12 protein-coding genes, 1 tRNA gene and 1 pseudogene are annotated in these 13962 nt (G+C 54.0%); 7 read left to right on the top strand and 7 right to left on the bottom strand.

The genetic code is table 11. The features are described 5' to 3' along the window. Positions 1-100 precede the first annotated feature (100 nt). Positions 101-1243 carry a DUF3095 domain-containing protein gene (locus QMP16_RS18495; protein WP_282153583.1) on the top strand — a complete coding sequence of 381 codons (1143 nt, stop codon included), beginning with the start codon at positions 101-103 and terminating at the stop codon, positions 1241-1243. A gap of 4 nt (positions 1244-1247) precedes the next feature. Here QMP16_RS18495 and QMP16_RS18490 read toward each other — a convergent pair whose 3' ends face one another. Both QMP16_RS18490 and QMP16_RS18485 read right to left on the bottom strand, forming a co-directional pair. Beyond that, positions 1248-2018, bottom strand: coding sequence for an HpcH/HpaI aldolase family protein (locus QMP16_RS18490; RefSeq protein ID WP_282153582.1), 771 nt, complete (start codon positions 2016-2018; stop codon positions 1248-1250). A gap of 15 nt (positions 2019-2033) precedes the next feature. Then, on the bottom strand, positions 2034-3446 hold the full coding sequence (locus tag QMP16_RS18485; RefSeq protein WP_282153581.1) for a pyridoxal phosphate-dependent decarboxylase family protein: 1413 nt from the start codon (positions 3444-3446) through the stop codon (positions 2034-2036). A 240-nt stretch (positions 3447-3686) separates the two neighbouring features. On the opposite strand from QMP16_RS18485, the gene hpaR reads away from it, so the two are divergent. Together hpaR and QMP16_RS18475 are read left to right on the top strand one after the other, a co-directional pair. Beyond that, positions 3687-4121, top strand: a complete 435-nt coding sequence (gene hpaR, locus QMP16_RS18480; RefSeq protein ID WP_282153580.1) for a homoprotocatechuate degradation operon regulator HpaR — start codon at positions 3687-3689, stop codon at positions 4119-4121. Positions 4122-4641: 520 nt separating this feature from the next. Continuing rightward, a pseudogene (locus QMP16_RS18475) lies at positions 4642-5297 on the top strand (fumarylacetoacetate hydrolase family protein). 9 nt (positions 5298-5306) lie between these two features. Here QMP16_RS18475 and QMP16_RS18470 read toward each other — a convergent pair. Then, a complete protein-coding gene (locus QMP16_RS18470; protein WP_282153579.1) occupies positions 5307-6521 on the bottom strand; it encodes a winged helix-turn-helix domain-containing protein in 1215 nt (404 codons plus the stop codon). Positions 6522-6525: 4 nt separating this feature from the next. Continuing rightward, the gene (locus QMP16_RS18465; RefSeq protein ID WP_108860587.1) at positions 6526-7551 is read right to left on the bottom strand and encodes a LacI family DNA-binding transcriptional regulator; all 1026 of its coding nucleotides are present in this window, start codon (positions 7549-7551) and stop codon (positions 6526-6528) included. A gap of 114 nt (positions 7552-7665) precedes the next feature. Here QMP16_RS18465 and QMP16_RS18460 point away from each other — a divergent pair. Then, positions 7666-7742: transfer RNA gene (locus QMP16_RS18460), tRNA-Arg, on the top strand. A 696-nt stretch (positions 7743-8438) separates the two neighbouring features. On the opposite strand, the gene QMP16_RS18455 is transcribed toward QMP16_RS18460, so the two are convergent. The 3 genes from QMP16_RS18455 to QMP16_RS18445 are packed head-to-tail and all read right to left on the bottom strand — an operon-like array spanning position 8439 to position 10890. After that, positions 8439-9386: a glycosyltransferase family A protein gene (locus tag QMP16_RS18455; protein WP_282153578.1), complete on the bottom strand. Its 948-nt coding sequence runs from the start codon at positions 9384-9386 to the stop codon at positions 8439-8441. After that, positions 9383-10483 carry a DegT/DnrJ/EryC1/StrS family aminotransferase gene (locus QMP16_RS18450; RefSeq protein WP_282153577.1) on the bottom strand — a complete coding sequence of 367 codons (1101 nt, stop codon included), beginning with the start codon at positions 10481-10483 and terminating at the stop codon, positions 9383-9385. Before QMP16_RS18450 ends, QMP16_RS18455 begins: the two co-directional genes overlap by 4 nt. Then, a complete protein-coding gene (locus tag QMP16_RS18445; RefSeq protein WP_282153675.1) occupies positions 10480-10890 on the bottom strand; it encodes a sugar 3,4-ketoisomerase in 411 nt (136 codons plus the stop codon). Before QMP16_RS18445 ends, QMP16_RS18450 begins: the two co-directional genes overlap by 4 nt. Before the next feature lie 140 nt (positions 10891-11030). Here QMP16_RS18445 and QMP16_RS18440 point away from each other — a divergent pair, with 140 nt between their 5' ends. From QMP16_RS18440 to QMP16_RS18430, 3 genes are all read left to right on the top strand, one after another. Continuing rightward, a complete protein-coding gene (locus QMP16_RS18440; RefSeq protein WP_282153576.1) occupies positions 11031-11705 on the top strand; it encodes an acetyltransferase in 675 nt (224 codons plus the stop codon). A 55-nt stretch (positions 11706-11760) separates the two neighbouring features. Then, complete coding sequence (locus QMP16_RS18435) at positions 11761-12672, top strand: hypothetical protein (RefSeq protein WP_282153575.1); 912 nt, start codon at positions 11761-11763, stop codon at positions 12670-12672. A gap of 132 nt (positions 12673-12804) precedes the next feature. Then, complete coding sequence (locus QMP16_RS18430) at positions 12805-13746, top strand: GNAT family N-acetyltransferase (protein WP_282153574.1); 942 nt, start codon at positions 12805-12807, stop codon at positions 13744-13746. Positions 13747-13962: the final 216 nt, after the last annotated feature.

Here is a 13962-nt window from a genome sequence, read left to right as displayed (position 1 = left end):
ACGTCACGGTGCCACACACAAGCGCGTGTGCTATACTGATTTTGCCGGACAGTGATCACATTCGGGCTATCCTTGTCCTTACCGAATATCCGAGGTACCAATGAAAGACGCCCAGGCCGCGTTCTATGACAGTCTTCCCCTGTTGCGGGACTTTACCCGTTTGGTGGACCCGGCGCGTTTCTCTGCTGTTCCGGGCGATTGGGCGTTGGGCGTGGCAGATATCGTCGACTCCACCGGTGAGATCGCAAAAGGGCGCTACAAGACGGTGAATATGGTCGGCGCGGCGGTGATCTCGGGCATGATCAACGCGCTCCACGGCAAGGAGTTCCCTTATGTTTTTGGCGGCGACGGTGCCGGATTCGCCGTGCCCGCAAGTGAGATCGACACCGCCAAAGCGGTATTGGCGGACCTCAGGCGCTGGGCGGAAGAAGAATTCTCGATCTCGCTACGCGCGGCGTTGGTTCCGGTTGCCGAAATTCGTAAGGCAGGAAAGGATCTGCGGGTCGCGCGTTATGCGCCGTCTGATGGGGTGGATTACGCCATGTTCTCAGGCGGCGGGTTGGCCTGGGCCGAGGCGCAGATGAAGGCTGGTACCTTTACGGTGCCGCCTGCCAAACCTGGTGCACAGCCCGACCTAACCGGTTTGTCCTGCCGGTGGTCCAACAGCAAGGCACGCAATGGTCAAATCGTCTCGGTCGTCGTTCAGCCCACAGCAAATGCGACCGAGAGTGACTTTGCGGATTTGGCCCGCTCGGTTCTGTCAGCTTCGGAGGGGTTGGAGCGTTCGGGTCATCCAGTACCAGAAGATGGCCCGCCGATCAGCTGGCCGCCGCCGGATGTTGGCCTGGATGCCCGCGTATCACGAGCCGGGAACAATTTGTTGCTGCAGCGGATCAAATTGCTGGGCCAGAACTTTTTGATCGCCCTGTTGTTCGTATCGGGTAAACGGTTGGGCAACTTCGAACCCGCGCACTACAAGCGCATGGTCAGCCGCAACGCCGATTACCGAAAATTCGATGATGGGCTGAAAATGACGCTGGATTGTGACGCTGCCACGTTGACGCAAATCCGGATGATGCTTGAACAGGCACGCGGACAGGGCAAGATCCGCTATGGGCTGCATGCGCAAGACGAGGCAATGATGACTTGTATCGTCCCCTCGGCGACACGCGACGATCATGTTCACTTTGTGGATGGGGCCTCGGGTGGTTATGCGCAGGCCGCGGCCACCATGTACGCCTGACGCGCTATTTCGCCTTCCATTTCGCCGCCAGCGCCCGGGATGCCTGCGCCAGCAACATCACATCAATGCCGACCGCAAGAAACTGTGCGCCCATTTCATAATAGGTTTGACTGGCCTCTTCATTGGTGCCCAGTATGCCGGGGGCTTTGCCCGCGGCCCTGATCTTTGTGATGGCGTCCGCAATGACAGCGCGCACTTCGGGTGCTGCGCTGTTTCCCTGAAACCCCATGTCGGTGGACAGGTCCGCAGGGCCGATAAACACTCCGTCGATGCCTTCGACCTTCAGGATATCATCCAGCGCGGCCATCCCGGCGCGGTTTTCCACCTGAACCAAAAGGCAGATCTGGTCGTCGGCAGATTGAATGTACTCGGGGATTGAGCCGTACATTGTCGCCCGGGCCGCACCGGCCCCAACGCCACGCACACCCGTCGGGGGATAGCGGCAGTCCCGAACCAATTGTCGCGCCTGATCGGCGGTTTCAACCATCGGTACCAGAACGGTTTGCGCACCGGCATCCAGCACCATCTTGATCAAAGCGGTGTCGCCAACCGGAACCCGCACCACCGGATGCGAGGAGCTGGCAGCCAACGCCATAAGCTGATCACGGATTGATCGGATATCGTTCGGAGCGTGTTCACCATCAATGACCAGCCAGTCGAATCCGGCGGTGCCCATAATTTCGGCAGTGATGGATTCCGCAAAACTCATCCAGCAGCCTATCTGCCGACCACCCTCTATTAGAGCCTGTTTGAAGCTGTTTTTTGGGACTGGCATGGCCGGACCTCCTGTTTATTTCAGTGAGCGGGCGATTTCGGTTATGACGTCGTAGGCCATTCGAACATCGTCTTCGGTGGTTTCGAACTGACCGGCCTGAAAACGGATCACTAGATCGCCATCCACGCGGGTTTGCGTCAAATAGATGCGGCCGTCGTCATTGATGGCGTTCACCAAACGCAGGTTCAGGTCGTCCAGATCCGTATGACCTTCCGGCGCATAGCGGAACGTCCACAATGACCACATGGGCTGAGTGACGATTTGGAAATCCCCCTCGGCCGCCAGCCGATCATGCAGCGCCACAGACCAGTTCACGTGGTTGCGCAGGCGTTGGCGCAGCCCTTCCAGACCATAAGCCCGGATCACGAACCACAGTTTGAGCGCCCGGAACCGGCGGCCAAGTGGCACAGACCATTCCGAATAGTTGATGATACCGTCCTTGCCATGGGTCTTGAGGTATTCAGGGCTGATCGCCAGCGTCTGCACCAGATCATCGGGGTCTTTCAGAAAATGCGCACAGCAATCGAACTGCACACCCAGCCATTTATGCGGGTTGAAAACGATGCTGTCGGCCTGATCCACTCCGGGCCAGTAGTGGCGGTATTCCGGGCAGATCATCGCCGATCCGGCCCAGGCCGCATCTACGTGGGAGTAAAGCCCATATTTCTCGGCAATCTTCAAACATTCATCTACGGGATCCGTAGCCCCCGTTCCTGTACCGCCAACGCAAAGGATGACGCCCGCCGGATGCAAACCAGAGTCTAAATCGGCCTGGATCGCTGCCTCCAGTGCTGCGGGATCCATCCCGCGCCAATCTCCCTTGATCGGAATCCGCACCAGATTGTCTTGCCCGATCCCCGCAACCCAAATGGCACGATCGACTGACGTGTGCACTTCGGCCGAGCAATAGACGCGCAGGGGTTTTTGCCCAAAAAGACCCTGTTGATTTCCCCGCCACTTCAACGCCTTCTCGCGCATCGTTAGTACAGCAGCCAATGTCGCTGACGAGGCGGAGTCTTGAATAACGCCAGCGAATCCCTCGGGCAGGTCCAGCGCGTGGCGCAACCAGTCCATCATCCGTGTTTCCATCTCGGTCGCAGCCGGTGACGTTTGCCACAACATACATTGCGGTGCGATGGCGCTGGCCAGAAATTCGGCCAGTACCGATGGGGCTGAGGCGTTCGAGTTGAAATAGGCAAAGAACCTTGGATGTTGCCAATGGGTGATCCCCGGCATCACGATCTGTTCGAAATCCTGAAACACGTCCTCCAGTGGCTGTGCGTGCTCGGGTGGCCGCGCGGGCAGGGCATTGAGGATATCCCCCGGCTCAGTCCGGGCGCGGACGGGTTTGTCACTTACAGTCAGGTGGTAATCCTGCGTCCACTCGGCAATTCGTTTGCCCCAATCCGAAAACTCATCCCACTTCATCTTAACCCTCAGATTTCTGCCAACCCCGGGATCGGACCGGGACTTAGTTTCTTTGCGCGTCCAGTGATCGTCATTCTGAAGAAAACGTCAATATTAATTGCTTTGTTTACTAATTTTGAGATGCGGCTCGAAGCTGCGCTGCGCCTAAGAGAGCCGTATATTACATGGTCAAACTATTGATATAATAAGTAAAATTCTTGGCTAGTTGCAGTTTGATCCAATTTGGGCAAAAATTCTACTATGACCAGAGACCTGCCTAATACGTCCCGCTCATTGCCGATTGCACTGCTGCGGGCGCGCGAAAGGGTCATGGGGCCCATTCGAAATATGCTGGCTGATGCGGGTGTAACGGAACAGCAATGGCGCGTTCTGCGTGTTCTGAAAGAAGAAGGCCCTCAAGAGCCAACGCATATCGCGGATCGATCGTGCCTTTTGCTGCCCAGTCTGACGCGCATTCTGCAAAAACTGGAAACCAAGGATTTGATCCGGCGCCGGGTCCATTCCGAAGATAAGCGTCGTCAGATCATCGATATCACAGCCAAAGGCGAAAAGATCATCCAAGACAACATGCAGGTGACACTACGTCTGGCTGAAGAGATCAAGACCCAGCTAGGCCCGGATCGGCACGAAGCGCTGCTGGACCTGCTGAATGATCTGCATGATCTGAAGACCTGATCACACGTCGCGCATGCAAAGGCTTTTGTCCCCGCCAGAGAAGTATGGGTATCCTCCGGCGGGGTGGCCAGACTTTGACTGGACTGCGTGTCTGGCCCGCGGCCGGATGGATTTATCCGGCTCACACCTCAGAGAAACAGCCACCTGAAAATAAGTGGACATCCGGACGCAAAGACCGTGTGGGGGTACAGGTCTTTGGCCGTCGCTCTCTGATTCAGTTGCACTCGCCTACAGGCAAATCACCTGATCAGCGACGAGTGGATTTCGGATATCGCCAGGGAATGAGTGTCAAAATGATGGTGGCGCGATCCATGATACAACCAAAGGTAGCGCGCACCCAAGGCTTTCCAAGGCAAAACTTTGAATTGTGAACAGCCGGCCACGGCGCTAGTTCGCATGATGGTGATGCCCGGCGCGAACCTGCATGGCTTTTTCAACTGGACCCGCCAACTTAGAAACAAGCTGCCAGTTGCAGATACGGGGCTTTGATAGCGGACAATCTGTTTTCCTTGCCAACCCGATATCGATCCCGGTTGAGGGTGAATTGTCGACGTATCCCGTGGGACGCATATTCTGTGTTGGCCGCAATTAAGCGGCCCATGCGGTCGAAATGGGGAATGAGTTCGATCGTGAGGCACCTTTCTATTTTACAAAATCAGCCCCGAACGCGATACTGTCGGGTGCAACCGTGCCTTATCCGCCTGGAACTGAGAATTTTCACCACGAGATGGAATTGGCGGTCGCGATCGGCAAACCCGTTTTCCGTCGACGCGTGCCGATGCGTTGGATGCGGTTTATGGCTATGGTTGTGCGCTGGACATGACGCGCCGTGACCTGCAAATCCGCGAGCGGAATAAACAGCGCCCGTGGGATTTGGGCAAGGATCTGGAAAACGGCACTGTGTTGGCCGCTTTGACCCGCGCGGCAGATTGGTCCCCGGAAGACAATAAACGCATCTATCTTAACGTGAACGGGGAAACGCGGCAGGACGCGACGCTGGAAGAGCTGATCTGGAAGATAGATGAGGTCATCTGCCATTTGTACGGGTATTATCACCTGCGGCCCGGTGATCTGATCCTGACTGGTACACCGGCTGGGGTTGGCCCGGTGTTGGCGGGCGATGCCCTGGAAGGCGGGATTGACGGGTTACAGTCTATCAGCCAGAGTCTGATTTGAAAAAAGACCCTATTTAGGGTCTTTTAACCAATCACGCGCCAATTCTACGTTGTCCAGCCCGGCAAATCGTCGGACTCGGTCGAGCTCTGACTGCAACCTTTTGGTTCTGGCACCTGACCAGCGCGCGGATCGTTCTGGCCATAAGGCGCTGATTTGCAGCGCCCCGCAATCCCGGTTGGCTTTCATGTCAATCCGCCCGATCAATCGGTCGCCCTCAAGCAACGGGAACACATAGTAACCGTAAGTGCGCTTTGGGGCAGGTACAAAAACCTCGATGCGATAGTGAAAGCCGAACAACCGTTCGGCACGGTTACGGTCGCGCAGCATGGGATCAAATGGGCTAAGGACCCGAATGCGGCCTGGGGGACGGGGTGCAGCCTCTGCATCCTCGGAAACGGTTGGTCGGGTGATCACTTTGCGCAGCTTGCCGTCGGCGCAGGTCACCTCGATTTCTTCCAAGTTCCCCTGCATTAGACCCTGTTCATACCAGGACTTTGCCTCGCTTGTTGTGACAGTGTCCCAAAATGCGGCCAGTTCGCCAGACGTCGCGAACCCCAGCCGGTCAAGCGCCGCGTTGCACAACCAATCCACTGTCTCCTCGGCATCACAGGACATATTGCCCGGGCAAAGATGCGTTTCAATCACCCGTTCTGTCAGATCATAGCGCTTTTGAAATCCTTGCCGCCCTATGACCGTCAGTGCGCCCGAGCGCCAAAGAAACTCCAGCGCCGTTTTTGACGGATGCCAGTCCCACCAGCCGCCAGATCCCTTTTTCTCGTCCTTGCCAACGTCGGACGAAGAGACCGGCCCGTGATCCCGAATATGTTGCAGAACGGTTGCAAATCGCTGCTCGAACCCGTCGCGGCGCCAGTTTTTCCATCGGGACTTCAGCAGATCTGCATCGCGCTGAAACCGCAAATGCCAGTGCGGATAAAACGCCATCGGAATGACAGCGGCGTCATGGGTCCAGTGTTCAAACAGCGCCTTGTCACGTTCGTATAGGCGCTTAAGGCTGTTGGCCCGATAGGATGGGCGCCGCGAAAACAGGATCATGTCATGGGCGCGTGCAACCGTGTTGATGCTGTCCAATTGCACAAAGCCAAGCCGATGGATCAGGTCCAGCAATTCCGCGCCTTTTGCGCCGCCCGATGGCGGCTCGGCCAATGCATGACGATCCATGAACAGCGCGCGAGCTGTTCGGTTGTCCAGCCGTTGCAGCGCCACGTGTTCAGCGCCGCTTTAGGGTGTCGCCAAAGCTGATCTTGGGGGTCAGGGTCACACGCGTGTCGACCTCGGCATTGGGATCAGCCAATTGCGCCGCGATGATCTCTGCGGCTGTGCGTCCGATCTCCAACCTGCAGGCGTCCATTGTGGCCAGCTTGCGCGGCAGACCCTGCAGAAGCTCGACATTGTTGAACCCGGCGAGGCCGATCTGTCCCGGAACATCAATACCCTGATCCAGCAGATACAACAGCCCACCTGCACCGATCATGTCGTTGGAGTAATAGAGGAAATCCAGATCGGGGGACCGTTCCAGCATGGTCTGGGTCATCTCACGCCCTTTGGCCAGAGCTGATCCGCCAGAGTAGAATTCGCGATCCTCGATCTCAACCCCGTGTTTGCCCAGAACTTCGGTGAAGCCTTCGAACCGTTTGCGGGCCCTATGATCCAGTGGCATTTTGGTGCCCATGAACCCGATATGCTCATAGCCCGCCTTCAGGATCGCCTGCGCCATTTCGCGCCCGGCACGACGATGAGAGATCCCGACCATCGCGTCCACCGGCTTGCCGTCTGTGTCCATGATTTCGACCACCGGAATACCAGCTGAATCCAGCATCGCCCGCGCGGCTTCCGTATGTTCCAGGCCGGCAATGATGACCCCGGATGGCCGCCACGAGAGCATCTCGTAAAGCACTTTTTCTTCTTTTTCCGGCATATAGTCGGTGACGCCCACAACCGGTTGCAGCTCGGTGTCTTCCAGCACCTGATTGATGCCGGTTAGAACCTCGGGGAAGACCATGTTCGACAGCGAGGGAATGATCACCGCCACCAAATTCACCCGGCTGGATGCCAATGCGCCCGCAATTTTGTTGGGCACATACCCCAGCTCTTTCGCGGCGGCTAAGACGCGGGTGCGCGTGGCGTCCGAAACATCGCCCCTGTTGCGCAGAACCCGACTGACCGTCATTTCCGACACTCCGGACGCTTCCGAAACATCACGAAGGGTAAGCGGGCGTTTGGTTTCTGTTGTCACTGAGGCACCTGCGATGTTGTTTTGCCTGATGGTAGCGTGAACAGAGTAAGATTTACAACCGTCGCGCAAAGGCCATGACAAGGTTGAAAAACCGGGCTAAAGAGAGCGTCGCACGGCCCCGTGGCTCAACTGGATAGAGCAGCCCCCTCCTAAGGGGCAGGTTGCAGGTTCGAATCCTGCCGGGGTCGCCAGCACAACTACAAGCGTTGTCAGTGTTTTGTATACAAAGCATGTGTTCGCGAATTCTACATGCAACCACAAGCGCTTCGCCTCCGCTGTACTGAAAGCCGTATCGTTGTGCGCAGATCGCTCTTTATCGCACGACGGAGTGATGCGAGATGGCGACTAAAAACAAGCAACCAAGCGGCAAGTGGCAGGCAATGGTACGACGCATGGGGCGAAGTGCCAGAAAGTCCTTTATCATGAGAACAGATGCATTGAAGTGGGCGCGCGAAACCGAGATGCAGGTCGAACGCGGTTTGTTGACGCGAAATAGTCACGCCGCGTCTGCTAAGAGAACTCTTGGCTGCACCCTTGCCGAGTACAGAGACATTGTAGTGACGTCACACCGCAGTGCGGACCGAGAGCAGCGTTGCATCGAGTCGATGTTGAAACATCATCTGCAGTTCACTTGCCTGCCCTGGATACCTTAACAGTTGAAAATGAGGATCCCTCATTGGGTCGTGCAATTGCAAAGAAGTCCCCCTAGCTGGACATTGCTGCATGTTCTTCCATTAACTCAGTATGTAGTCGATGTGTCGCGTGCGTTTCCCAAAAATTGGGTAGTTATGCATTTGTCCAGCTGGCAGGTAGACTCTCGCTTCGGTTACGGGGACGCCTCCTTAAAGGAATAACCCAACAAGCGCAGCCTAGATCCGTTAGGCCATTCAACGCAACGAAAAGAGCGCCCCCAACGCTTGTTTTATATAGCCGCGACGATACTCCCAGAGGCGACCAGACTGTTCTAGAACCCCCAGAATCTCAGGGCTCAAGGACTTGGCTTTTCTGATTAGGACGAAGTTTTCTTCCACGAGCGCTTTATCAAGAAAACCCCGGACTTTGGCGTACCACCTTTCTGGCATGGGGCGGTCCGGAAAATACCGGTCACGCCATTCCAATATAAGACTGATCTGCCGCCAGCCGTCGGCGTGTATATTGCTGTCATGTATGCGATATTGGAATTGAGGCTCATGGATGACTTTGAATCTCAATGAGGGATGCTTTTGCATGTACATGAGCATTTTTGTTCGGATGATCACATCATCACCCTTCAGATCTTCATCGTAGCCCCCTATTCCTTGGATCATTGCACTGGAAAAAACGCCACCTTGCATAAAGAAAGACCCAATTTTTCTATATTCGATCTCCAATAGTTCTTCCGGCGTAGTTATGTTCAATCCGTAAAGGTTGAACTTACTCAAAGGCTGTGTGACGTGGCCTTGGTCATCAATAACCATGTGACAACTGTTTACGACGAACGCCAAGTTGGGGTCAGCGGCCAACATTTCCATTTTTTGGGCAATGCAGTCTGGTAGCAAGATGTCGTCCAAAGAGAACATTGAAACGTATTCACCGTTAGCTTGGGATAGACCACGATTAAGGTTCATGGCGATCCTCCCGGTATTCTCTTGGCGAAGAAATTTGTAAGGGCGCCCACAGTTCTTTAGTGTGGCTTCAATGACTTTGTCGTTCCCATCGGTTGAACCATCATCCACGACAATGATTTCGATGTTTGGGTAATTCTGCTGCGCAATGGAGTTTATTGCGGCAGCCGAATAGCGCGCGTGATTATAGGTGACACACACAAAACTACACTTCGGAAGCGAGGACGTCATGCTAAAAGCTCTTTAAGTGCAGCGACCACACATTCGGCATGTGCCTCGGACAAGTGTGGCCCCATCGGAAGGCTGAAAGCTTCCTGCGCCAACTGCTCGGTTATCGGGAAGCTCCCTTGTCTGTAACCCAAATGAGAGAAGGCCCCCTGCAAATGTGGCGGGATCGGATAATGTATGAGGGTTTCGATCCCCTGGGCTCGCAACCCGTCCATCAATTTATCCCGATTTGGGTGGCGCACAACAAATAGATGCCAGACCGGAGTGGCCCAGTCAGGGACCTTGGGAAGTACTAGGTCTGCGTCCGCCAAGGCCTCTAGATAAAAATCGGCAATCTTTTGGCGACGCGCATTCCATTCATCCAGAAGGCGAAGTTTTACCGCCAACATGGACGCTTGAACGGGGTCAAGCCTGCTGTTTGTACCCGTTAACGCATGGACGTACTTCTTCTGTGAGCCATAATTGCGCAACTGCTGCATGTGTTGAGCAGCCTTGCTGTCATTGGTTGTAATCGCCCCGCCATCGCCCAACGCACCCAGGTTTTTTGAAGGGTAAAAGCTCCATGTCGCGGCGTGGGCAATTGCTCCAATTCTTCTACCCCGGCACCGCGATCCATGGCATTGAGCCGCATCTTCAATGACTACGAAGTTTCTTTCTGCCGCAAGTGCCATCAGCCCTTGGATGTCGGCAGGCTGACCATAAAGATGTACAGGTATCAAGGCTCTTGTACGGGCACTCAACGCTTCAGATACCGCCTCAAGAGTGATGTTGTAGGTCTCGGGGTCCGGCTCGATGGGCACGATTGTGGCTCCTCGGCGTTCCACTGCCAACCAAGTTGCGATAAAGGTGTTGGCAGGCAAGATGACCTCATCACCCGGACCTATATTAAAGGCCTGCAATGCAATCTCGAGCGCTTCTAATCCATTGGCTACACCAATAGCATGATTGGCCTGACAATAGGCGGCAAAATCTGCTTCGAAGTCGCCCACCTCTGGCCCACCGATATACCAACCTGAACGCAGTGCCCTAAGCGCGGCTTCCTCTAACTGCGCTGAGAGCTCGCGATAGGCTGCATTCAGATCGAGGAATGCGATGTTCATTGCACGCCAGCCTCTTTCAGGAAAGCCCTCCTATCGCGGATATAATCCGCCTCATCATAGATCTCAGAAGCTAAAACCATACACACCGCCCCTGATGAAAAGTTGTCCAAATAGCGCCAGATCATAGGACAAACATACACCCCGAAGTAGGACCGGTTCAGGTGGACCCGCTTAGTTTCAAAACCGTCGTCTAGGAGAACATCGAAACTTCCGGACATGCAGACAATGAACTGATGCAGATTGCGGTGGGCATGTTCGCCTCGATCTGCCCCTCCGGGTACGTCATAGAGGTAATAAACGCGCTTAATTTCGAAAGGGATATGGTGGAGGCCCTCAATGAAAGTCAGGTTGCCTCGTGCGTCAGTGATGCGCGGGAGATCAATGACTTTGCATTTAGAAAGCGACATCTTAACCCCATGATTGACATTCATGCTGGGTATAAATAGGCCGCTACACGAGGGCAATAGAATTCGGGCGGTCCTGCATTTCGCTCAGAGAGCGATTGGCTTATAACCATTAAAACAAAAAGATTCTAGGCAGTTTAGATATGAAAACCTCTTTGTTGATTGTGGGTGCAGGTGAATTCGCAGACATAGCCCATGAATATTTTACCTTCGATTCCGATTACGAAGTGGTAGGATTTGCAGTTGAGTCCCGCTACCGTGAAACCGATACCCATCGCGGTCTTCCCTTGATCGATCTTGAAGAGGCTGAAACGCGATTTGATCCTGCTACAACCCAAGTCCATGTTGCCATAACCAACACACAGTTGAATCGCGTTCGCGAACGTTTGGTGCTTCATATGCGCGGCAAAGGTTACAAGTTTGCCAACTACATAAGTTCGCAGGCCTTTGTTTGGCGTACCGCTGAGTTGGGTGATAATGTCTTTGTTTTCGAAAACAATGTGATCCAACACGGCGTTAAGATTGGAGACGGCGTCGTTCTATGGAGCGGAAATCACATAGGTCACCAAACCCGGATCGAGGATTTCTGTTTCCTATCCTCACACGTGGTTGTTTCCGGCTATTGTAAAATTGGGCGAAGATGTTTTGTGGGCGTCAACGCTACTTTTGCCGACAACGTTGAGATAGGTGAAGATTGCTTTGTCGGACTTGGGGCGGTGGTGAACAAATCTTTTAAGGAACCCGGTCAACTTTTGACCGGTCATCCGGCGGCACCATCCCGCGTAAGCACGTATCGTTATTTCAAGCTGCCGACTTGATCAACGCCCAATTTGGATTTCAGCGCCGTAAAGGCGCGCGCTAAGGAAGCCTAAGATGAAATGGAAAAAACTTGGCCATGTTTTCGGCCCCGATGGCGCATTTGCTTGGTCACGTCACTCTGCGCTGCAGCCCACACCCTATGTGATGAATGATCGTATCAGAGTCTTTTGCGGCTTCCGTGATGATGACGGGCAAAGCCGTGTCGGCTTTGTTGATGTGTCGCTTGACGACCCATGTGTTGTTCTCCGGGTGTCAGAAAAGCCTGTTATTGACCTTGGGGAAATAGGCCACTTCGATCAAAATGGGGTTGTGCCATGTGCTATTCTGCAGGCCGAACAGGGCATATTTCTATATTATGCTGGATATCAAAGAGGCCAAGACGTTCGTTTCACCGTGTTTGGCGGTTTGGCGATTAGTACGAATGGAGGAGAGACTTTTGAAAGATATTCTACGGAACCTGTGTTTGGTGCAACGAAAGATGAACCATTATTCCGCGTTATCCACTCAATACTGAGAGAAAACAGTACATTTCGCGCTTGGTATGGCGGCGGAAACGTGTTCACCCAAGGCAAAAAAAAGACGCTTCCGGTATACAATATTCGCTACCTGGAATCCGAGTCCGCAATTACATTCCCATCACGTGGTTCAGTTGCGGTCGAAAATTCTCCAGGAGAGCATCGAGTAGGCCGTCCTTATGTGATCCGGCGCGGAAAAGAGTACATTATGTTTTTTGGCAAAGGCACAGAAGAAGTTCCCTATAAATTGACCTACGCGACTTCCAAAGACGGCATTGAATGGGAGCGCCATGGGAGCATTTCCGGTTTGGAATTATCGAAAAAAGGATGGGACTCGCAAATGATGGCCTATCCCGCCATCGTCGAAGTACAAAGTGGGACGTATATGTTTTATAATGGAAACGACTATGGGAGAGAAGGCTTTGGCTGTGCGAAACTCGTTTCGTGGTAGTGGGCTTCGAAGGTCCAAAAAAACGGATTTTGCCCTGAAAAAGCAACTTGAGGCAATCGGTACATGCTCTCTCATCTCCGTTTTTCGCATTGACTCATCGGCCGCTTGTACAACCACCTGGCGACCTCAAGCATGAACAAACTGACCGTTTCTCCCTACGGCCCAGAATGGGCTGCGAGTTGGAATTCTTTTGTAGCTGGTTCGCGCAATGGGACTTTTCTACATGATCGGCGATTCATGGATTACCATTCAGATCGCTTCATCGATGCCTCTCTGCTCGTCGAGCGGGCAGGCAAAGTTATTGCACTGCTGCCAGCAAATCGTGATGGGGACCGAGTAATCTCCCATGGCGGCTTGACCTACGGTGGAGTGATTGCCGGCAAAGACATGCGCACGGATTTGATGCTGAAAACGTTTGATGCGCTTGTTGATCACTTACGCGCAGAGGGCGCGACTAAACTTATCTACAAACCTACGCCGCATTTCTACCACGACGTCCCAATGGAAGAAGATCTCTATGCGATCTCGCGCCTTGGAGGGCGAGTGATTCAGACCGACGCCTCGGCGGCCATTGCCCTGCGCCGCAGGCCCAAGGAGTCCCAATCGCGTAGACAAGGCGCCAAGCGTGCAGCGCAAGCCGGGGTAGTGGTAACAGAAAATTGGGACTGGGCCGCTTTTTGGGGCATTCTGACAGATGTTCTGGCTGACCGGCACGGCACCAACCCGACGCATTCGCAAGCCGAAATAATCAGACTCGCCCAGACCTTTCCGAACCGCATAAGACTGTTCAAAGCGGCGATCGACGGGCGAATGGTGGGTGGAGTAGTTTGTTTTGACTGTGGACGTTGTGTGCACATTCAATATATCGCCGCTCAAAACATCGGGCGTGAGACTGGTGCCCTCGATGCCGTTATCCTGCACTTGATCCAAGATGTCTTTGCGGCCCGGGATTGGCTCGATTTTGGCATTTCGACCACGCAAGAAGGCCAGGTTCTGAACAACGGCCTGGCTATGCAGAAGGAAATGTTTGGCGCGCGCTGTGTCGTTTATCAGCGCTATTTGATTGACTTGTGAATAGTGTGCTGCTTTCGGTCTGACGCATAAATTTCAACCCATCCAACCTGAACAAACTTGAGCAGCATTTCACAACGGGGACATACTCTTTGTTTTCACCTGCGGCGCTTGTTAAATCTTATTCGTGAGAAATGTTGGCTGAGCCTCCCCAACTGAACTGGTCCACCGTTATGTTTAGGAAACGGAGGATCAAAAATTGCAAACAAGAGACCGAAG

The sequence above is a fragment of the Ruegeria atlantica genome (genome assembly GCF_947495585.1).
Classification (GTDB): Bacteria; Pseudomonadota; Alphaproteobacteria; order Rhodobacterales; family Rhodobacteraceae; genus Ruegeria; species Ruegeria atlantica_G.
This window is presented reverse-complemented; position numbering and strand designations above follow the sequence as displayed.